Annotated in this window: 23 protein-coding genes; 13 read left to right on the top strand and 10 right to left on the bottom strand. The window is 61.6% G+C overall.

From position 1 onward, the window contains the following. The first annotated feature begins 13 nt into the window (after positions 1 to 13). The 3 genes from CWR53_RS17975 to CWR53_RS17965 are packed head-to-tail and all read left to right on the top strand — an operon-like array spanning position 14 to position 1,954. Positions 14 to 442, top strand: a complete 429-nt coding sequence (locus CWR53_RS17975) for a hypothetical protein (RefSeq protein ID WP_100852174.1) — start codon at positions 14 to 16, stop codon at positions 440 to 442. A 1-nt stretch (position 443) separates the two neighbouring features. Beyond that, positions 444 to 1,055, top strand: a complete 612-nt coding sequence (locus CWR53_RS17970) for a superoxide dismutase (protein ID WP_100852173.1) — start codon at positions 444 to 446, stop codon at positions 1,053 to 1,055. Between the two features lie 11 nt (positions 1,056 to 1,066). After that, positions 1,067 to 1,954, top strand: coding sequence for a ZIP family metal transporter (locus CWR53_RS17965; protein WP_100852172.1), 888 nt, complete (start codon positions 1,067 to 1,069; stop codon positions 1,952 to 1,954). An 85-nt stretch (positions 1,955 to 2,039) separates the two neighbouring features. Here CWR53_RS17965 and CWR53_RS17960 read toward each other — a convergent pair whose 3' ends face one another. The 10 genes from CWR53_RS17960 to CWR53_RS17915 all read right to left on the bottom strand — a co-directional run bounded on the left by CWR53_RS17960 (position 2,040) and on the right by CWR53_RS17915 (position 9,052). Continuing rightward, positions 2,040 to 2,312, bottom strand: a complete 273-nt coding sequence (locus CWR53_RS17960) for an HPr family phosphocarrier protein (RefSeq protein WP_058637501.1) — start codon at positions 2,310 to 2,312, stop codon at positions 2,040 to 2,042. Positions 2,313 to 2,331: 19 nt separating this feature from the next. Then, on the bottom strand, positions 2,332 to 3,186 hold the full coding sequence (rapZ, locus tag CWR53_RS17955) for an RNase adapter RapZ (protein ID WP_023533444.1): 855 nt from the start codon (positions 3,184 to 3,186) through the stop codon (positions 2,332 to 2,334). 2 nt (positions 3,187 to 3,188) lie between these two features. Continuing rightward, a complete protein-coding gene (gene ptsN, locus CWR53_RS17950; protein WP_027913742.1) occupies positions 3,189 to 3,653 on the bottom strand; it encodes a PTS IIA-like nitrogen regulatory protein PtsN in 465 nt (154 codons plus the stop codon). Between the two features lie 12 nt (positions 3,654 to 3,665). Then, a complete protein-coding gene (gene hpf, locus CWR53_RS17945) occupies positions 3,666 to 3,974 on the bottom strand; it encodes a ribosome hibernation-promoting factor, HPF/YfiA family (protein ID WP_058604411.1) in 309 nt (102 codons plus the stop codon). Between the two features lie 81 nt (positions 3,975 to 4,055). Beyond that, positions 4,056 to 5,549 (bottom strand): RNA polymerase factor sigma-54, encoded by a 1,494-nt coding sequence (locus CWR53_RS17940; protein ID WP_058604412.1) that lies wholly within the window; start codon positions 5,547 to 5,549, stop codon positions 4,056 to 4,058. Between the two features lie 175 nt (positions 5,550 to 5,724). Further along, entirely contained in the window at positions 5,725 to 6,450 is a 726-nt protein-coding gene (lptB, locus tag CWR53_RS17935) for an LPS export ABC transporter ATP-binding protein (RefSeq protein WP_058604413.1), read from the bottom strand. Beyond that, positions 6,451 to 6,975 carry a lipopolysaccharide transport periplasmic protein LptA gene (gene lptA / locus CWR53_RS17930; protein ID WP_023533341.1) on the bottom strand — a complete coding sequence of 175 codons (525 nt, stop codon included), beginning with the start codon at positions 6,973 to 6,975 and terminating at the stop codon, positions 6,451 to 6,453. It abuts the gene before it with no gap. Next, on the bottom strand, positions 6,962 to 7,534 hold the full coding sequence (gene lptC / locus CWR53_RS17925) for an LPS export ABC transporter periplasmic protein LptC (protein ID WP_028687057.1): 573 nt from the start codon (positions 7,532 to 7,534) through the stop codon (positions 6,962 to 6,964). The genes lptA and lptC overlap by 14 nt, the downstream gene beginning before the upstream one ends. Positions 7,535 to 7,541: 7 nt before the next feature. Next, the gene (locus CWR53_RS17920) at positions 7,542 to 8,066 is read right to left on the bottom strand and encodes an HAD family hydrolase (protein ID WP_027913745.1); all 525 of its coding nucleotides are present in this window, start codon (positions 8,064 to 8,066) and stop codon (positions 7,542 to 7,544) included. 11 nt (positions 8,067 to 8,077) lie between these two features. Further along, positions 8,078 to 9,052 carry a KpsF/GutQ family sugar-phosphate isomerase gene (locus tag CWR53_RS17915; protein WP_058604414.1) on the bottom strand — a complete coding sequence of 325 codons (975 nt, stop codon included), beginning with the start codon at positions 9,050 to 9,052 and terminating at the stop codon, positions 8,078 to 8,080. 247 nt (positions 9,053 to 9,299) lie between these two features. Here CWR53_RS17915 and CWR53_RS17910 point away from each other — a divergent pair, with 247 nt between their 5' ends. The 10 genes from CWR53_RS17910 to hisC all read left to right on the top strand — a co-directional run bounded on the left by CWR53_RS17910 (position 9,300) and on the right by hisC (position 17,253). After that, positions 9,300 to 10,109, top strand: a complete 810-nt coding sequence (locus CWR53_RS17910) for an ATP-binding cassette domain-containing protein (protein ID WP_023533446.1) — start codon at positions 9,300 to 9,302, stop codon at positions 10,107 to 10,109. After that, entirely contained in the window at positions 10,109 to 10,906 is a 798-nt protein-coding gene (gene mlaE, locus CWR53_RS17905; RefSeq protein WP_058604415.1) for a lipid asymmetry maintenance ABC transporter permease subunit MlaE, read from the top strand. The genes CWR53_RS17910 and mlaE overlap by 1 nt, the downstream gene beginning before the upstream one ends. After that, a complete protein-coding gene (gene mlaD / locus CWR53_RS17900; RefSeq protein WP_023533426.1) occupies positions 10,906 to 11,391 on the top strand; it encodes an outer membrane lipid asymmetry maintenance protein MlaD in 486 nt (161 codons plus the stop codon). Before mlaE ends, mlaD begins: the two co-directional genes overlap by 1 nt. Before the next feature lie 9 nt (positions 11,392 to 11,400). Continuing rightward, positions 11,401 to 12,048, top strand: a complete 648-nt coding sequence (locus tag CWR53_RS17895) for a phospholipid-binding protein MlaC (RefSeq protein WP_023533395.1) — start codon at positions 11,401 to 11,403, stop codon at positions 12,046 to 12,048. Further along, the gene (locus CWR53_RS17890; RefSeq protein ID WP_100852171.1) at positions 12,045 to 12,350 is read left to right on the top strand and encodes a lipid asymmetry maintenance protein MlaB; all 306 of its coding nucleotides are present in this window, start codon (positions 12,045 to 12,047) and stop codon (positions 12,348 to 12,350) included. The genes CWR53_RS17895 and CWR53_RS17890 overlap by 4 nt, the downstream gene beginning before the upstream one ends. A gap of 117 nt (positions 12,351 to 12,467) precedes the next feature. Next, on the top strand, positions 12,468 to 12,707 hold the full coding sequence (locus CWR53_RS17885) for a BolA family protein (protein WP_019471361.1): 240 nt from the start codon (positions 12,468 to 12,470) through the stop codon (positions 12,705 to 12,707). 23 nt (positions 12,708 to 12,730) lie between these two features. Beyond that, a complete protein-coding gene (gene murA / locus CWR53_RS17880; protein ID WP_058604417.1) occupies positions 12,731 to 13,996 on the top strand; it encodes a UDP-N-acetylglucosamine 1-carboxyvinyltransferase in 1,266 nt (421 codons plus the stop codon). A 120-nt stretch (positions 13,997 to 14,116) separates the two neighbouring features. Next, positions 14,117 to 14,752 carry an ATP phosphoribosyltransferase gene (gene hisG, locus CWR53_RS17875; protein WP_058604418.1) on the top strand — a complete coding sequence of 212 codons (636 nt, stop codon included), beginning with the start codon at positions 14,117 to 14,119 and terminating at the stop codon, positions 14,750 to 14,752. Positions 14,753 to 14,878: 126 nt separating this feature from the next. After that, the gene (gene hisD, locus CWR53_RS17870; RefSeq protein WP_100852170.1) at positions 14,879 to 16,204 is read left to right on the top strand and encodes a histidinol dehydrogenase; all 1,326 of its coding nucleotides are present in this window, start codon (positions 14,879 to 14,881) and stop codon (positions 16,202 to 16,204) included. Positions 16,205 to 16,206: 2 nt separating this feature from the next. Beyond that, the gene (hisC, locus tag CWR53_RS17865) at positions 16,207 to 17,253 is read left to right on the top strand and encodes a histidinol-phosphate transaminase (RefSeq protein ID WP_100852169.1); all 1,047 of its coding nucleotides are present in this window, start codon (positions 16,207 to 16,209) and stop codon (positions 17,251 to 17,253) included. Positions 17,254 to 17,360 lie beyond the last annotated feature (107 nt).

Below are 17,360 nucleotides of genomic sequence, written 5' to 3'. Positions count from 1 at the left end.
CTGGAGGCTCGTCATGCAGCACTGGAAACGCATCACGCAAATCGCCAATCACCTGTTCTCGCAAGGTGAGCTGGTGGACGCTCGCGAACACTACCTCCAGGCCCTGGCATTGGCCCAGGTGCTGTTCACGCGCTGGCAGGATGCCGATGAAGCCGTGGCCTCATTGGTGATTGCGCATCACAACCTGGCCGACTTGCACCTGCGCCTGCAGCAGCCCCATGAAAGCGCCGATTACCTGTGCGCCGTGCACCAACGGCTATTACAGGCCAGTCAGGACGTGTGCCTGCCACGGGCGCTGCGTGATGCAGCACTGCGCCACAGCGCCCGCACCTATACCGAGTTGTTGAGTTTCATCGCCGAACATGGCCAGTACCCGCGCACCGAGCACCTGCTCAATCGGCACAGCGCCTGTTCACTTCAACCTGCCCACGGAGTCCATTGACATGCCCCATGCATTGCCTGCACTGCCCTATGCCTACGATGCGCTGGAACCGCACATCGACGCGCAGACCATGGAAATCCATCACACCAAGCATCACCAGACGTACGTCAATGGCCTCAACGCAGCGGTCGAGAACAGCGAATGGGCCGACTGGCCTGTGGAAAAACTGGTGGCGGCGGTCGAGCAGTTACCTGAAAAGATGCAAGGCGCCGTGATCAACCATGGCGGCGGACATGCCAACCACAGTCTGTTCTGGACGGTGATGTCCCCCCGTGGTGGAGGTGAACCCCAGGGCGAGGTAGCCCGTGCCATCGAGACACAATTGGGTGGCTTCGAGGCATTCAAGGAAGCCTTCACCAAGGCCGCTCTGACCCGCTTCGGCAGTGGCTGGGCCTGGCTCAGCGTTACACCGCAGCAGACCCTTGTGGTCGAGAGCAGCGGCAACCAGGACAGCCCGTTGATGCACGGCCATACGCCGATTCTCGGCCTGGACGTCTGGGAGCACGCGTACTACCTGAAGTATCAGAACCGTCGGCCTGAGTACATTGGCGCTTTCTACAACGTCATCGACTGGGCGCAAGTGAACCGCCGCTACCTCGATGCCATGAAATGAGCCAGGCAGGTATGCGCGCCGAAGTGATGTCCGTCAACAGCGTGCGCTTGTTCAGGCTGGCGCTTGGCACCCTGTTGCTGCTGGCCGGCACCGCGTTGCTGGTGGCGCGCGCACTTGCCTGGCTCGACCTGGACCCACGTATGTTGCGGGCGTTGGAGGGCGGCGCGCTATGCGCATTGGGGACGGCCCTGGGTGCGGTCCCCGTACTGGTAATTCGCACTATGCCCGTGGCGCTGGCGGACACCCTGTTGGGCTTTGGTGCTGGCGTGATGCTGGCGGCCACGGCCTTCTCGCTGCTGGTGCCTGGGCTGGAGGCCGCTCAGGCAATCGGCTTTGGTGCATGGGGAGCCGGCGCCCTCATCAGCGCAGGCCTGCTGACAGGCGCGCTGTGCCTTTATCTGGTGGACTTGAAACTCTCGGCAGGCTCACCCTCAGGGCTGACCTCTGGCGAACCGGTCATCGCCTCGCGCGTGTGGCTGTTCGTGTTCGCCATCATCGCCCACAACATTCCAGAGGGCATGGCCATAGGCGTATCAGCGGGCGGGGGCATGGCAGACGCCGATAGCCTGGCAATGGGCATCGCCTTGCAGGATGTACCGGAGGGGCTGGTCATTGCGCTGGTACTTGCCGGCGCAGGCATGTCACGCTTCAAGGCCTTTCTCATCGGCGCCGCCTCCGGTCTGGTGGAGCCAGTGGCGGCCGTTATCTGCGCCTGGCTTGTGAATGTGGCGCAACTGCTCTTGCCGCTGGGCCTCGCCTGCGCTGCAGGGGCGATGCTGCTGGTCGTGACCCAGGAAATCATCCCCGAATCACGCAGCCACGGTAACCATCGCCTGGCCAGCCTGGGGCTGTGCCTCGGTTTCTGCCTGATGATGGTGATGGATACCGCGCTTTCCTGAAGCGCCCGTGAGACTGCGGGCGCAAGGAGGAGGGTGGCGCACTTGGCGACGGCCGATGGAAACGCTTGCTGGCCGTGCCGAGGGTTCACTCCCCCTCGTCGAAATAGTTGTTGATCAACTCGACCAGTGCCTCCATGGCTTCACTGTCCTGCTCGCCTTCGGTATGCAGGTAGACCTGAGTGCCTTTGCCCGCCGCCAGCATCATGACCCCCATGATGCTCTTGCCATCGACCAGCTTGTCCGGTGCACGACCCACCCTGACCTGGCAGGGAAAGCGACCGGCAACCCCGACGAATTTGGCTGCCGCCCGGGCATGCAGACCCAGTTTGTTGATGATGGTGATTTCGCGGGCGGGCATGAGCTGGCGGATCCTTGGGCTAGAGGTCGCGGTGGCGAACCTGGACGTTTTTCAAAGATTGCTGGAGCAACTGGCCCAGCCGTTCGGTGAGGTACACCGAGCGATGATGGCCGCCAGTGCATCCGATGGCGATGGTGACATAGGCACGGTTGCTGGCGGCGAACCGCGGCAGCCACTTGAGCAGGTAGCTGGAAATGTCGGTGAACATCTCTTCGACGTCCGGCTGGGCGGCGAGGTAATCAATCACGGGCTGTTCAAGGCCGGAGTGCTCGCGCAGCTCTGGCTTCCAGTAGGGGTTGGGCAGGCAACGCACGTCGAACACCAGGTCGGCATCGACCGGCATACCCCGCTTGAAGCCGAATGATTCCACCAGAAACGCCGTACCCGGCTCTGGCTTGTCCAACAGGCGTAGCTTGATCGAGTCGCGCAACTGATAGAGATTCAGGCGGGTGGTATCGATCTTGAGGTCGGCCAGATCGGCGATCGGCCCCAGCAAATCCCGTTCGACGCGAATCGCCTCGGCCAGTGAGCGATCGGCATTGGTCAACGGGTGGCGCCGGCGGGTTTCGGAGAAGCGCTTGAGCAACGTGTCTTCGTCGGCATCGAGGTACAGCACATCGCACTGGATGTGACGGGCACGCGCCTGTTCGAGCAGTTCGGGAAAACGCGACAAGTGGCTTGGCAGGTTACGCGCGTCAATCGATACGGCAACCTTGGGCTGCGGCAACTCGGTGTTGAGCAGCGCGCTTTCCGCCAACTGCGGCAGCAGCCCGGCGGGCAGGTTGTCGATGCAGTAGAACCCGTTGTCTTCAAGGACATCGAGGGCCGTGCTCTTACCGGAGCCGGACCGGCCACTGACGATGATCAAGCGCATGTTCAATGCTCGTTCTGCACGTCCAGGACGACCTGGAACAAGGCCTCGCTGCTCTGGGCTGCACGCAAGCGATCACGAACGTCCTTGCGATCGAGCATGCTGGCTATCTGGCGCAGCAGTTCAAGATGGGCGTCGGTGGCCGCAACCGGAACCAGCAGAACGAAAAGCAGGTCCACGGGCGCGCCATCGATCGCGTCATAATCAATAGGCGCGTCGAGGTGCAGAAGGGCGCTGACCGGTGAGGAGCACCCTTCAAGGCGGCAATGGGGAATGGCGATGCCATTACCGAAACCGGTAGAGCCCAGCTTTTCGCGGGCCACCAGTTTTTCGAAGACGTCTTGCATTTCAAGTTCAGGCACTTGATCGGCAATCAGGGTGGCGACCTTTTCAAGGGCGCGCTTCTTGCTGCCGCCCGGCACGTTCACGAGGGAACGGCCGGGGGTCAGGATGGTTTCAAGTCGGATCATGGATGAGGGGGATCAGCGGGCTGCTGCACCTTGCAGCAGGCTTTGCTGTTTTTCCTTGTGTTTTTTCAGTTGGCGGTCGAGCTTGTCGGCCAAGGCGTCGATCGCTGCATACATGTCTTCGTGTTCGGCGTTGGCTACCACTTCACCGCCAGGAATCTGCAAGGTCGCTTCGACCTTCTGCTGCAGCTTCTCGACTTTCATGATGACCTGCACGTTAGTGATCTTGTCGAAGTGACTCTCCACGCGGGCGAGCTTTTCGAGCACGTAATCGCGCATTGGCTGGGTGACTTCTACATGCTGTCCACTGATATTGACTTGCATACAGCTTCTCCTTTTGTTGCCCGTGCATCAAAGAGGCAGGTGTTGCACCTGCCACACAAACGCGGTGGCACATCTCAGGGGCTACATCAATCGCTTGCGCTCGCTCGAGGGTGCGATACCCAGGGACTCGCGGTACTTGGCGACGGTGCGACGGGCGACCTGGATGCCTTGTGCCTCCAGTAAACCAGCGATCTTGCTGTCACTCAATGGCTTTTTCTGATTTTCCGCCGCAACCAGTTTCTTGATGATCGCGCGGATCGCCGTGGACGAGCATTCACCGCCCTCGGAGGTGCTGACGTGGCTCGAGAAAAAGTATTTCAGCTCGTAGATGCCACGGGGGGTGTGCATGTACTTCTGGGTGGTGACCCGGGAAATGGTCGATTCATGCATGCCAACGGCTTCTGCGATGTCGTGCAGCACCAGCGGCTTCATCGCCTCGTCGCCGTGGTCCAGGAAGCCGCGCTGGTGCTCGACGATCTGCGTAGCCACCTTCATCAAGGTTTCGTTGCGACTTTGCAGGCTCTTGATGAACCAGCGGGCTTCCTGCAGCTGGTTACGCATGAAGGTATTGTCGGCACTGGTGTCGGCGCGGCGTACGAATCCGGCGTATTGCGCGTTCACACGCAGGCGTGGCACCGCCTCCTGGTTCAGTTCCACCAGCCACCGCTCGCTGTCCTTGCGCACGATCACATCAGGGACAACATACTCGGGTTCGCTGGACTCGATTTGCGACCCTGGGCGAGGGTTGAGGCTCTGCACCAGTTCGATGACCTGGCGCAGCTCGTCTTCCTTGAGTTTCATGCGGCGCATGAGCTGGCTGTAGTCGCGGCTTCCCAGCAGATCGATGAAGTCGCTGACCAGGCGCATGGCCTCGGTCATCCACGGGGTGCTGGCCGGCAGCTGGCGCAGTTGCAGCAACAGGCATTCGCCCAGCGTACGGGCGCCCACACCGGCAGGTTCGAATTGCTGAATACGGTGCAGCACTGCCTCGACTTCGTCCAGCTCGATGTCGAGCTCGGGGTCAAACCCTGCACAAATCTCGTCCAGGCTGTCTTCCAGGTAGCCCTGGTTGTTGATGCTGTCGATCAAGGTGACTGCAATGAGCCGGTCGGTGTCGGACATCGGGGCCAGGTTCAACTGCCACAGCAGGTGGCTTTGCAAGCTCTCCCCAGCCGACGTGCGGGTAGTGAAATCCCACTCGTCGTCGTCATTGCTCGGCAGGCTGCTGGCGCTTGTCTGGTAGATGTCTTCCCAGGCGGTGTCGACGGGAAGCTCGTTGGGAATGCGTTCGTTCCACTCGCCGTCTTCGAGGTTCTCGGCGCTGGCAGTGGTTTCCTGGAAGCTGTTGTCCTGAACGTCGATGGTGGGTTTGTTCTCGGCGTTATCCGCCATGGGGTCGGTGTTGTCGAAGTCGTCGCCGTCTTCCTGGCGCTCGAGCATCGGATTGGACTCCAGGGCTTCCTGGATTTCCTGCTGAAGGTCCAGGGTGGAAAGCTGGAGCAGGCGGATGGCCTGTTGCAACTGCGGTGTCATCGTCAGTTGCTGGCCCATTTTTAGGACGAGCGATGGTTTCATGGCAGATGCTTTGTACCTTGTTCGCCGGCGCACATGCGCCTTCCACTACACGAGGGCGCCGGGGCGCCATTTCAAGCAAGATTTATGCCTTAAATTGTAGCGTTTGCCTAGAGCACTGTAACAACTTGGCCCAACTTGTGGGCGTCTTTGTCCGTGCCCAAGGCGCGCGTCTTGATCAAAGCCTGAACTCGTGCCCCAGGTAAACTTCTTTCACCAGGTCATTGGCCAGGATGGTCTGGGCATCGCCCTCGGCGATCAGGCGACCGTCGTTGACGATGTAGGCCGTTTCACAGATATCGAGCGTTTCACGCACGTTGTGATCCGTGATCAGCACACCGATGCCCTTGGCCTTGAGGTGATGAATGATCTGCTTGATATCGCCGACCGAAATCGGGTCTACGCCTGCGAAGGGCTCGTCGAGCAGAATGAATTTTGGCGCGGTTGCCAATGCCCGCGCAATCTCGACCCGTCGGCGCTCACCACCGGACAGGCTCATGCCCAGGTTGTCGCGAATGTGGGTGATGTGGAATTCCTGTAGCAGACTTTCGAGCGCCTGGCGCTGGCCCTCGCGGTCGAGGTCCTTGCGGGTTTCCAGGATCGCCTTGATGTTGTCGGCCACAGTCAGCTTGCGAAAGATCGACGCTTCCTGCGGAAGATAGCCGATACCGGCCTGGGCGCGACCGTGCATGGGCTGGTGGCTGACATCGAGGCTGTCGATCAGCACGCGTCCCTGATCGGCCTGAACCAGGCCGACGATCATGTAGAAGCACGTGGTCTTGCCGGCGCCGTTGGGGCCGAGCAGGCCGACGATCTGACCGCTGTCGATCGACAGGCTGACGTCTCGCACAACCTGGCGACCCTTGTAGCTCTTGGCCAGGTGCTGGGCTTTGAGGGTTGCCATTTACTCGGCCTTCTTCTTGGGCTGGATCACCATGTCGATGCGCTGACGCGGCGTGGTTACGTTGCCACCCCGACCGGCAGTGGCCACTTGTGTCTGGGTGTTGTAGACGATTTTCTCGCCTTCGGTGGTATTGCCTTCGTTCTCCACCTTGGCTCGGTCGGTAAGTACCACCAGGTCTTTCTGGGCCTGGTACTGGATGGTAACGCCCCAGCCTTTCATCTTGTCCGCCTTGGACGCGCTTTGTTGCTGCTCGAAATAGGCCAGGTTGCCCACCGAGGTGACCACGTCGATATCGCCACCGTTCGTGCGAGTGATGGTCACGGTGTTGCCTTTGATCATCATCGAGCCCTGGGTGATGATCACGTCACCGGTGTAGGTGGCCACGCCTTTCTTGTCGTCCAGGTGCGCATTGTCGGCCTGGATGCGAATCGGCTGGTCACGGTCATTCGGCAGGGCGAGGGCGCTCGCGCTTCCCAGTGCTGCGCTCAGGCTGAGCAAAAGGGGGAGGGTTTTAACGAGCCTCATACTGTCCTCTTACGTTAGAGAGCAGGTCCATCCTGCCTTCTTTCAGGTACGCTTTCATTCCTTTGCCCGTGGTCGTCCCACCGGCGCCGTCGATTCTAACGGCTTGCTCGGTCTGCGCATATTGCTTCTGCGGGAACACGGTCATGCGCGAGCTGGTGATGATGGTCTCACGCTTCTGTTCGTCAGTGCGGGCAACCCGCACATTGTCGATCAACTCGACCTCGCTGCCGTCGGGGTTGACCTCGGCGCGGGTGCTTTGTACATGCCACGGGAACGCCGTGCCGCGGTACAGGTGCAAGTCCGGCGTGGTCAACATCGTGACCTCGCTGGCCTTGAGATGTTCGACTTTGTCGGCGGTCATTTCGTACTGGAGCCTGCCATCGGGCAGAAACTGAACGCTGTGGGCGTTAATGGCGTAGTAGTCGATGGCGCTTTCGTCGACCTGGGCGACTGGCTTCTCCAGGAAACTCTCCGGGCTGACGTTCCAGTAGCCGACGGCCACCAGCAGGGCCGCAATGGCCCCGAGCAGCACGATGTTTCTGGCTTTCTTGCTGAACATGGGCAACCTACAGGTAATTGGCGTTGGCAGCATCCAGGGTGCCCTGGGCCTGCATGATGAGTTCGCAGAATTCGCGCGCGGCACCTTCGCCCCCGCGGGCCTGGGTCACACCGTGGGCGTGTTCGCGCACGAACGGCGCCGCATTGGCCACGGCCATGCCCAGTGCTACCCGACGAATGACTGGCAAGTCCGGCAGGTCGTCGCCAAGGTAGGCCACCTGATCATAGCTCAGGCCCAGCTCGGCGAGCAGGCCGTCGAGCACCACGAGTTTATCCTCGCGCCCCTGATACAGATGCGCGATACCCAGGTTCTTCGCCCTGCGCTCGACGACCGGTGTCTTGCGTCCGCTGATGATCGCGGTCGTGACGCCTGACGCCATCAGCATCTTGATGCCATGCCCGTCGAGGGTATTGAAGGTCTTGAACTCGCTGCCGTCCTCAAGAAAATAGAGGCGCCCGTCGGTGAGCACGCCATCGACGTCGAAGACCGCCAGCTTGATGGCCTTGGCGCGTTGCATCAGATCCTGATTCATCGTGGAGCTCCTCACAGTACGCCAGCGCGCAGCAGATCGTGCATGTTCAGGGCGCCGGTGGGGCGGTCGTGGGCGTCCACCACCACCAATGCGCCAATTTTGTTGTCTTCCATGATTTTCAGTGCCTCGGCAGCCAGCATTTCAGCCCGCGCAGTCTTGCCGTGTACCGTCATCACCTCCTCGATCAAGGCGGTGCGCACGTCGATGTTGCGGTCCAGGCTGCGGCGCAGGTCGCCGTCGGTAAAGACGCCGGCCAGGGTGCCATCGTTTTCGATGATCACGGTCATGCCCAGGCCTTTGCGGGACATTTCAAGCAGGGCGTCCTTGAGCAGCGTGCCGCGCGTGACCCTGGGCAGGTCGTCGCCGGCATGCATCACGTTCTCGACCTTTAGCAGCAGCCTGCGTCCCAGCGCACCGCCGGGGTGCGAGAACGCAAAGTCTTCGGCCGTGAACCCGCGTGCTTCGAGCAGGGCGATGGCAAGGGCATCCCCCAAAACCAGCGAGGCGGTGGTGGAGGATGTGGGTGCCAGGTTCAGTGGGCAGGCTTCCTGGGCGACGCTGGCGTCAAGGTTGACGTCGGCAGCCTGGGCCAGGGATGAGGACGGGTTGCCGGTCAGGCTCACCAGCTTGATACCCAGGCGCTTGATCAGTGGTAGCAAGGTGATGATTTCGGCAGTGCTGCCGGAGTTCGACAGCGCGAGAATCACGTCGTCGCGGGTGATCATGCCCATGTCGCCGTGGCTGGCTTCGGCCGGGTGCACGAAGAAGGCTGGCGTGCCGGTGCTGGCCAGGGTGGCGGCGATCTTGTTGCCGATATGCCCGGACTTGCCCATGCCGACCACCACGACCCGGCCCTTGCTGGCCAGGATCAGCTCGCAGGCCTTGACGAAGTCGTCGCCGATACGCTCGATCAGGGCCGTGACGGCCTCGAGTTCCAGGCGCAGGGTACGCTGGGCGGATTGGATCAGCTCGCTGGATTGGCTCATGTCGAAAAAGCAGTGTCTGATAAAAAGGCGGCGATTATAGCGGTAATGATTGAAACCCTCACGCTTTCGATTGTCGTAGGCAATATCCCCAAACGCTGTCGACTAGCTGAACAGCGGGCGGTACGGCCTTGGGGCGGCGTTCAGAGCGGTGTTATAGTTCGCGGCTATTCGGCCTGGCCCGGGGCGTGTGCCTTCCCGATGAAGGCTGACGTCCACTAGGACAGGGCTGCACTAGCAAGGAGTCTAGATGAGTGTGGATAGCGCCTGCGCGGTCGAGTTGAAGGGGGTTACCTTCAAACGCGGTTCACGCAGCATTTTCAACAATGTCGACATCCGTATCCCACGCGGCAAGGTCACCGGCATCATGGGGCCATCGGGTTGCGGCAAGACCACGTTGCTTCGTCTGATGGGTGCGCAACTGCGCCCTGCAAGCGGGGAAGTGTGGGTGGCCGGGCAGAACCTGCCGGCGCTTTCACGCAGTGACCTGTTCGATGCACGCAAGCAGATGGGCGTGCTGTTCCAGAGCGGCGCCCTGTTCACCGACCTCGATGTCTTCGAGAACGTGGCGTTCCCCCTGCGCGTGCACACCCAACTGCCAGACGAGATGATTCGCGACATCGTGCTGATGAAACTGCAGGCAGTGGGCTTGCGCGGCGCCATCGACCTGATGCCGGACGAACTGTCCGGCGGCATGAAGCGGCGCGTGGCCCTGGCCCGGGCCATCGCACTGGACCCGCAGATCCTCATGTACGACGAGCCCTTCGTGGGCCAGGACCCGATCGCCATGGGCGTGCTGGTGCGCCTGATCCGCCTGCTCAACGATGCTCTGGGCATTACCAGCATCGTGGTGTCCCATGACCTGGCAGAAACTGCCAGCATCGCCGACTACATCTATGTAGTGGGCGATGGCCAGGTGCTGGGGCAAGGTACCCCGGACGAATTGATGGGTTCGGATAACCCGCGCATTCGCCAGTTCATGAAAGGCGATCCCGATGGCCCCGTGCCGTTCCATTTCCCTGCGCCCGATTACCGCGCCGACCTGCTGGGGGCGCGCTGATGCGTCAGAAATCCATTCTTGAACGTGTGCGCCTGCTGGGGCGCTCGGCCATTGACGTGCTGGCGGTGCTGGGGCGGTCCTGCCTGTTTCTGTTCCATGCGCTGGTCGGGCGCGGCGGCATCGGCGGCGGCTTTCAGTTGCTCACTCGCCAACTGTATTCGGTGGGTGTGCTGTCCTTGGCCATCGTGGTGGTCTCGGGCATGTTCATCGGCATGGTGCTGGCCCTGCAGGGCTACAGCATCCTTACCAAGTACGGCTCCGAGCAGGCGGTAGGGCAGATGGTCGCCCTGACCCTGCTGCGCGAACTGGGCCCGGTCGTCACCGCCTTGCTGTTCGCAGGCCGGGCCGGTTCTGCCCTGACGGCCGAGATCGGCAACATGAAGTCAACCGAGCAGCTTTCCAGCCTCGAGATGATCGGCGTCGACCCCCTCAAATACATTGTTGCGCCGCGCCTATGGGCAGGGTTCATCTCGCTGCCGTTGCTGGCGCTGATCTTCAGCGTGGTCGGTATCTGGGGTGGCTCGTGGGTGGCGGTCGACTGGCTGGGCGTCTACGAGGGGTCTTTCTGGGCCAACATGCAGAACAGTGTCTCCTTCACCGACGATGTGCTCAACGGGCTGATCAAGAGCCTGGTGTTCGCCTTCGTTACCACCTGGATTGCCGTGTTCCAAGGGTACGACTGCGAGCCCACGTCCGAAGGGATCAGCCGTGCCACTACCAAGACCGTGGTCTATGCCTCGCTGGCTGTACTGGGTCTGGACTTTATTCTGACCGCTTTGATGTTTGGAGATTTCTGATGCAAAACCGCACCCTGGAAATCGGTGTCGGCCTGTTCCTCCTGGCCGGCATTCTGGCGTTGCTGATGCTGGCCCTGCGTGTCAGTGGCCTATCGGCCAGCCCGGCCACCGATACGTACAAAGTTTATGCCTACTTCGACAATATCGCCGGTTTGACTGTCAGAGCCAAGGTGACCATGGCCGGGGTTACCATCGGCAAGGTCACCGCCATCGACCTGGACCGTGATTCGTACACCGGTCGGGTGACGCTGCAACTGGACAAGTCGGTGGATAACCTGCCGACCGACTCCACGGCGTCGATCCTGACGGCCGGGCTGCTTGGCGAGAAATACATCGGTATCAGCGTGGGCGGTGAGGAAGACGTACTCAAGGAGGGTGCGACCATTCACGACACCCAGTCGTCGCTGGTACTCGAAGACCTGATTGGCAAGTTCCTGCTCAACTCCGTTGGCAAGGAACCCAGAGACGCGCAACCGGACAACTGAGGAGTTTCCATGATATCGATTCTGCGACGTGGCCTGCTGGTTCTGCTGGCGGCTTTCCCCTTGCTGGCCGTGGCGGCACAATCGCCCCACGATGTAATCCAGAGCACCACCAACGAGCTGTTGAGTGATCTGAAGGCCAACAAGCAGCAGTACAAGGCCAACCCCAATGCGTTCTACGAGTCGCTCAATCGGATTCTCGGTCCGGTGGTCGATGCCGACGGTATCTCCAGGAGCATCATGACCGTCAAGTATTCGCGCAAGGCCACGCCTGAGCAGATGCAGCGTTTCCAGGAAAACTTCAAGCGCAGCCTGCTGCAGTTCTACGGCAATGCCCTGCTCGAATACAACAACGAAGGAATCGTGGTCGACCCGGCCAAGGCCGATGATGGCAAGCGTGCCAGCGTTGGCATGAAGGTCACCGGCAACAACGGCGCGGTATACCCGGTGCAGTACACGTTGCAGAACATCGCTGGCGAGTGGAAGGTCCGCAATGTGATTGTCAACGGCATCAACATCGGCAAGCTGTTCCGTGACCAGTTCGCCGATGCCATGCAGCGCAACGGCAACGACCTGGACAAGACCATCGACGGCTGGGCCGGCGAAGTGGCCAAGGCCAAGCAGAGCGCCGACAGCTCGCCGGAAAAGGCTGTCAAATGAGCCAGGCCGCCACCGCAAGCATGGCCGAGCCTGGCGTACTGCGCCTGGCCGGCGTGCTGGACTACCGCAGTGGCCCTGCACTGCGCAAGCAGGGCCAGGCGCTGATCAAGGCCAGCGGTGACGCGCAGCTGATCATCGATTGCACGGCTGTCGAGCACTCCACGAGCGTGGGCCTGTCGCTGTTGCTGGCTTTCCTGCGCGACGCCCAGGCCGCTGGCAAGCGTTGCCAGGTGCGTGGCATGCCTGATGACATGCGCGACATCGCCCAGGTTTATGACCTCGACGAGGTGCTGGCGAGCTGAAGCGCTAGCGGTAGAATCGCCCCTCGGTCAGTGAACCCCTTCGTTGGGCTTCGCAGGCGAGGGGCTTTTTTGTATGATGGCCGACCCGTGCGCATCGGGCGCCGATTGAGGTTGAGCATGCAGGCCCTAGAAGTTAAAAGCTTCCTTGAAGAAAAATTGCCGGGTTCCCGGGTCGAAGTTGAAGGCGAAGGCTGCAACTTCCAGTTGAACGTGATCAGCGACGAGCTGGCTGGCCTTAGCCCGGTCAAGCGTCAGCAGGCGATCTACGCCCACCTCAATCCATGGATCGCCAATGGCAGCATTCATGCGGTAACCATGAAATTTTTCAGCAGCGCAGCTTGGGCTGAGCGCACCTGAGCCACAAGGCGGCGAGATTCCAAATGGACAAACTGATTATCACTGGTGGCGCTCGTCTTGACGGCGAGATCCGCATTTCGGGTGCGAAAAACGCCGCCCTGCCGATCCTGGCCGCCACCTTGCTGGCCGATGGCCCGGTCACCGTAGGCAACCTGCCGCACCTGCACGACATCACTACCATGATCGAGCTGTTCGGGCGCATGGGCATCGAGCCTGTGATCGACGAAAAGCTGGCTGTGGAAATCGACCCGCGCAGCATCAAGACCCTGGTCGCGCCGTATGAACTGGTCAAGACCATGCGTGCCTCGATCCTGGTGCTCGGCCCCATGGTCGCCCGCTTCGGTGAAGCCGAAGTGGCCTTGCCCGGCGGTTGCGCCATTGGCTCACGCCCGGTCGACCTGCACATCCGCGGCCTGGAAGCCATGGGCGCAACCATCGAAGTCGAGGCCGGCTACATCAAGGCCAAGGCGCCTGAAGGCGGGCTGCGCGGCGCGCACTTCTTCTTCGATACCGTCAGCGTGACCGGTACCGAGAACATCATGATGGCCGCAGCCCTGGCCAAAGGCCGCAGCGTGTTGCAGAACGCGGCGCGCGAGCCTGAAGTGGTCGACTTGGCCAACTTCATCAATGCCATGGGCGGTAACGTGCAGGGCGCGGGCACCGACACCATCACCATCGATGGCGTGGAGCGTTTGGGTTCGGCCAACTACAGGGTCATGCCCGACCGTATCGAGACCGGTACCTACCTGGTCGCCGCTGCCGTGACCGGTGGCCGCGTCAAGGTCAAGGACACCGATCCAACCATCCTTGAAGCCGTACTGGAAAAACTCAAGGAAGCCGGTGCCGATATCAACACCGGCGCGGACTGGATCGAGCTGGACATGCACGGCAAGCGGCCCAAGGCTGTCAACCTGCGCACCGCGCCCTATCCTGCGTTCCCGACCGACATGCAGGCGCAGTTCATCTCGCTCAACGCCATCGCCGAAGGCACTGGCGCTGTCATCGAGACGATCTTCGAAAACCGCTTCATGCACGTGTATGAAATGCACCGTATGGGCGCGCAGATCCAGGTCGAGGGCAACACGGCCATCGTCACTGGCGTCAATGCGCTCAAGGGCGCCCCGGTCATGGCCACCGACTTGCGCGCATCGGCCAGTCTGGTACTGTCGGCCCTGGTTGCCGAGGGCGACACCCTGATCGATCGCATCTACCACATCGACCGTGGTTACGAGTGCATCGAGGAAAAACTGCAGATGCTGGGCGCGAAGATCCGTCGCGTTCCGGGCTAGGAGCCCGTTGGCGCAGTGTAGGAAGGCTTGCAGCCTCGCTTGCCCTGCCTGCGCCTCATGAATTGAATGCCGCCAGGTCGTTGACCTGCCAGCAGTAGCCGCTTAAGGACTGACGTTCCAATGCTGACCATCGCGCTTTCCAAAGGCCGAATTCTCGACGATACCCTGCCGTTGCTGGCCGAAGCCGGTATCGCACCCACCGAGAACCCGGACAAGAGCCGCAAGCTGATCATTCCCACCACGCAGGACGACGTGCGCTTGCTGATCGTGCGTGCCACCGACGTGCCGACCTATGTCGAGCATGGCGCCGCCGACCTGGGCGTGGCTGGCAAGGACGTGCTGATGGAGTACGGCGGCCAAGGTCTCTACGAACCGCTGGACCTGCAGATTGCCCGCTGCAAGCTGATGACGGCCGGGGTGGTCGGTGCGCCAGAGCCCAAGGGGCGTCTGCGGGTGGCCACCAAGTTCGTCAACGTGGCCAAACGTTACTATGCCGAGCAAGGCCGCCAAGTCGACATCATCAAGCTGTACGGTTCCATGGAGCTGGCGCCGCTGATCAACCTGGCCGACAAGATCATCGACGTGGTCGATACCGGTAACACCTTGCGCGCCAACGGCCTGGAACCCCAGGAGATGATCGCCGACATCAGTTCCCGCCTGGTGGTCAACAAGGCCTCCATGAAAATGCAGCACGCCCGCATCCAAAGCCTGATCGACACCCTGCGCAAAGCGGTCGAATCGCGACACCGCGGCTGACTTCTGCGCGCGACCTTCGCTGTCGCGCCCGTCTATCCGCGTCATAGCCACTTTTCTCAGGTGCCCGCGCGGATGGACTGGTAGCCTAGGGCGCCTGAGCATTCGCTATCAACCGAGGCCCTCGCCATGACCGTGTCCACTGCAATTGCCCGTCTCAACGCTGCTGACCCGGACTTCGCCCGACATCTGGATCACCTGCTGAGCTGGGAGAGTGTGTCCGATGAGGCGGTCAACCAGCGCGTGCTCGACATCATCAAGGCTGTGCGCGAGCGCGGCGACGCCGCCCTGGTAGAGTTCACCCAGCGCTTCGATGGCCTGCAAGCCGACTCCATCCAGGACTTGATCCTCGATCGTCAGCGGCTTGAGCTCGCACTGACCCGCATCACCGACACCCAGCGTGCGGCCCTTGAAAAAGCCGCCCAGCGCGTGCGTCTTTACCACGAGCGGCAAAAACAGGACTCCTGGCAGTACACCGAAGCCGATGGAACGGTGCTGGGCCAGAAGGTTACCCCGCTGGATCGCGCCGGGTTGTACGTACCTGGCGGCAAGGCGTCCTACCCCTCATCCGTGCTGATGAACGCCATTCCAGCCAAGGTGGCGGGTGTGGGCGAGGTGGTCATGGTGGTGCCCACACCGCGTGGCGAGGTCAACGAACTGGTGCTGGCCGCGGCCTGTATCGCCGGTGTCGATCGCGTGTTCACCGTCGGTGGCGCCCAGGCGGTGGCTGCCCTGGCCTATGGCACTGCCAACGTACCCAAGGTCGACAAGATCGTCGGCCCGGGCAACATCTATGTCGCCACGGCCAAGCGTCATGTGTTCGGGCAGGTCGGGATCGACATGATCGCCGGCCCCTCCGAGATCCTGGTAGTGTGTGACGGCCAGACCGATCCTGACTGGATCGCCATGGACCTGTTCTCCCAGGCCGAGCACGACGAGGACGCCCAGGCCATCCTGGTAAGCCCGGACGCCGCTTTCCTCGACCGCGTCGCGGCGAGCATCGACAAGCTGCTGCCGACCATGGAGCGGGCCGACATCATCGAGAAGTCGGTCAATGGGCGGGGTGCATTGATCCAGGTGCGCGACATGCAGCAGGCCATCGAGGTGGCCAACCGTATCGCGCCTGAGCACCTCGAGTTGTCAGTGGCAGATCCACAGGCGTGGCTGCCGCACATCCGTCATGCCGGCGCCATCTTCATGGGGCGTCACACCAGCGAGGCGCTGGGTGACTACTGCGCGGGCCCGAACCATGTATTGCCCACCTCCGGGACTGCACGCTTCTCGTCGCCGCTGGGGGTCTATGACTTCCAGAAACGTTCATCGATCATCTTCTGTTCGGAGCAGGGCGCTTCCGAACTGGGGCGCACGGCCTCCGTGCTGGCCCGCGGCGAGTCGCTGACCGCCCACGCGCGCAGCGCCGAATACCGCATTCTGACTACCGAGAAGGGGAACTGAACATGAGTCGATTCTGGAGCCCTTTCGTCAAGGCGCTGGTGCCCTATGTCCCTGGTGAGCAACCCAAGCTTGCCCGCCTGGTCAAGCTGAACACCAACGAGAACCCCTATGGCCCGTCGCCCAAGGCGCTCGAAGCCATGCGCGGTGAAATCAACGACAGCCTGCGCCTTTACCCTGATCCCAATGGCGATCACCTGAAGCAGGCGGTAGCGGACTACTACGGCATCACCGCTGCCCAGGTGTTTGTCGGCAACGGCTCGGACGAGGTGCTGGCGCACATCTTCCATGGCCTGTTCCAGCACGATGCACCTCTGCTGTTCCCAGACATCAGCTACAGCTTCTATCCTGTGTATTGCGGGCTGTACGGTATTGCCTACGAGCAGGTGCCTCTGGACGAGCAGTTCCAGATTCGCGTCGAGGATTACCGCAAGCCCAATGCCGGCATCATTTTCCCCAATCCCAATGCGCCGACTGGCTGCCTGATGCCGTTGCAGGCCATCGAGCAACTGTTGCAGCAGAACCCGGATTCGGTGGTGGTCGTCGATGAGGCCTATATCGATTTCGGCGGTCAGACGGCGATCAGCCTGGTAGGCCGTTACGACAATTTGCTGGTCACCCAGACCCTGTCGAAATCGCGCTCCCTGGCCGGCCTGCGGGTGGGCCTGGCGGTAGGTCATCCGGACCTGATCGAGGCGCTGGAGCGGATCAAGAACAGTTTCAACTCCTACCCGCTGGACCGCGCCGCCATCGTCGGTGCGGCAGCGGCATTCGCCGATCGCGCTTATTTCCAGCAGACCTGCCAGAAAGTGATCGACAGTCGCGAAGCGCTGGTGGGCGAGTTGCAAGCGCGTGGCTTCGAGGTGCTGCCATCGGCAGCCAACTTCGTCTTCGCCCGCCATCCCCAACACGATGCCGCCGCCCTCGCGGCCCGGCTACGCGAGCAAGGGGTGATCGTGCGTCACTTCAAGCAGGCGCGGATCGATCAGTTCCTGCGCATCACCATTGGCACTTCTGAAATGAATCAGGCGTTGCTCGACGCCCTGGTCTGACGCCGTTGCGTTCGCCATGTCCCGCAAGGGTCATGGCGAATGTCTTTTTCAAGGTTATCGAACCACGAGTGCGGACCAGGCGACGCACCTGATCTTGCTCGCCTTCT

Origin of the sequence: Pseudomonas sp. SGAir0191, from assembly GCF_002812565.2 — a bacterium.
Taxonomy (GTDB): domain Bacteria; phylum Pseudomonadota; class Gammaproteobacteria; order Pseudomonadales; family Pseudomonadaceae; genus Aquipseudomonas; species Aquipseudomonas parafulva_B.
Note: the sequence above shows the minus strand (reverse complement) of the source record. Positions and strands in the feature narration are given on the sequence as shown.

Excerpts from the sequence above, each read along its gene's own strand:
- CWR53_RS17940 (WP_058604412.1), bottom strand. The coding sequence starts at position 5,549 with ATGAAACCATCGCTCGTCCTAAAAATGGGCCAGCAACTGACGATGACA.
- hisC (WP_100852169.1), top strand. The coding sequence starts at position 16,207 with ATGAGTCGATTCTGGAGCCCTTTCGTCAAGGCGCTGGTGCCCTATGTC.
- hpf (WP_058604411.1), bottom strand. The coding sequence starts at position 3,974 with ATGCAAGTCAATATCAGTGGACAGCATGTAGAAGTCACCCAGCCAATG.
- mlaE (WP_058604415.1), top strand. The coding sequence starts at position 10,109 with ATGCGTCAGAAATCCATTCTTGAACGTGTGCGCCTGCTGGGGCGCTCG.
- lptA (WP_023533341.1), bottom strand. The coding sequence starts at position 6,975 with ATGAGGCTCGTTAAAACCCTCCCCCTTTTGCTCAGCCTGAGCGCAGCA.
- lptC (WP_028687057.1), bottom strand. The coding sequence starts at position 7,534 with ATGTTCAGCAAGAAAGCCAGAAACATCGTGCTGCTCGGGGCCATTGCG.
- lptB (WP_058604413.1), bottom strand. The coding sequence starts at position 6,450 with ATGGCAACCCTCAAAGCCCAGCACCTGGCCAAGAGCTACAAGGGTCGC.
- CWR53_RS17890 (WP_100852171.1), top strand. The coding sequence starts at position 12,045 with ATGAGCCAGGCCGCCACCGCAAGCATGGCCGAGCCTGGCGTACTGCGC.
- CWR53_RS17965 (WP_100852172.1), top strand. The coding sequence starts at position 1,067 with ATGCGCGCCGAAGTGATGTCCGTCAACAGCGTGCGCTTGTTCAGGCTG.
- CWR53_RS17910 (WP_023533446.1), top strand. The coding sequence starts at position 9,300 with ATGAGTGTGGATAGCGCCTGCGCGGTCGAGTTGAAGGGGGTTACCTTC.
- CWR53_RS17895 (WP_023533395.1), top strand. The coding sequence starts at position 11,401 with ATGATATCGATTCTGCGACGTGGCCTGCTGGTTCTGCTGGCGGCTTTC.
- CWR53_RS17975 (WP_100852174.1), top strand. The coding sequence starts at position 14 with ATGCAGCACTGGAAACGCATCACGCAAATCGCCAATCACCTGTTCTCG.
- CWR53_RS17960 (WP_058637501.1), bottom strand. The coding sequence starts at position 2,312 with ATGCCCGCCCGCGAAATCACCATCATCAACAAACTGGGTCTGCATGCC.
- CWR53_RS17915 (WP_058604414.1), bottom strand. The coding sequence starts at position 9,052 with ATGAGCCAATCCAGCGAGCTGATCCAATCCGCCCAGCGTACCCTGCGC.
- CWR53_RS17970 (WP_100852173.1), top strand. The coding sequence starts at position 444 with ATGCCCCATGCATTGCCTGCACTGCCCTATGCCTACGATGCGCTGGAA.
- CWR53_RS17920 (WP_027913745.1), bottom strand. The coding sequence starts at position 8,066 with ATGAATCAGGATCTGATGCAACGCGCCAAGGCCATCAAGCTGGCGGTC.
- mlaD (WP_023533426.1), top strand. The coding sequence starts at position 10,906 with ATGCAAAACCGCACCCTGGAAATCGGTGTCGGCCTGTTCCTCCTGGCC.
- hisD (WP_100852170.1), top strand. The coding sequence starts at position 14,879 with ATGACCGTGTCCACTGCAATTGCCCGTCTCAACGCTGCTGACCCGGAC.
- ptsN (WP_027913742.1), bottom strand. The coding sequence starts at position 3,653 with ATGATCCGACTTGAAACCATCCTGACCCCCGGCCGTTCCCTCGTGAAC.
- murA (WP_058604417.1), top strand. The coding sequence starts at position 12,731 with ATGGACAAACTGATTATCACTGGTGGCGCTCGTCTTGACGGCGAGATC.
- rapZ (WP_023533444.1), bottom strand. The coding sequence starts at position 3,186 with ATGCGCTTGATCATCGTCAGTGGCCGGTCCGGCTCCGGTAAGAGCACG.
- CWR53_RS17885 (WP_019471361.1), top strand. The coding sequence starts at position 12,468 with ATGCAGGCCCTAGAAGTTAAAAGCTTCCTTGAAGAAAAATTGCCGGGT.
- hisG (WP_058604418.1), top strand. The coding sequence starts at position 14,117 with ATGCTGACCATCGCGCTTTCCAAAGGCCGAATTCTCGACGATACCCTG.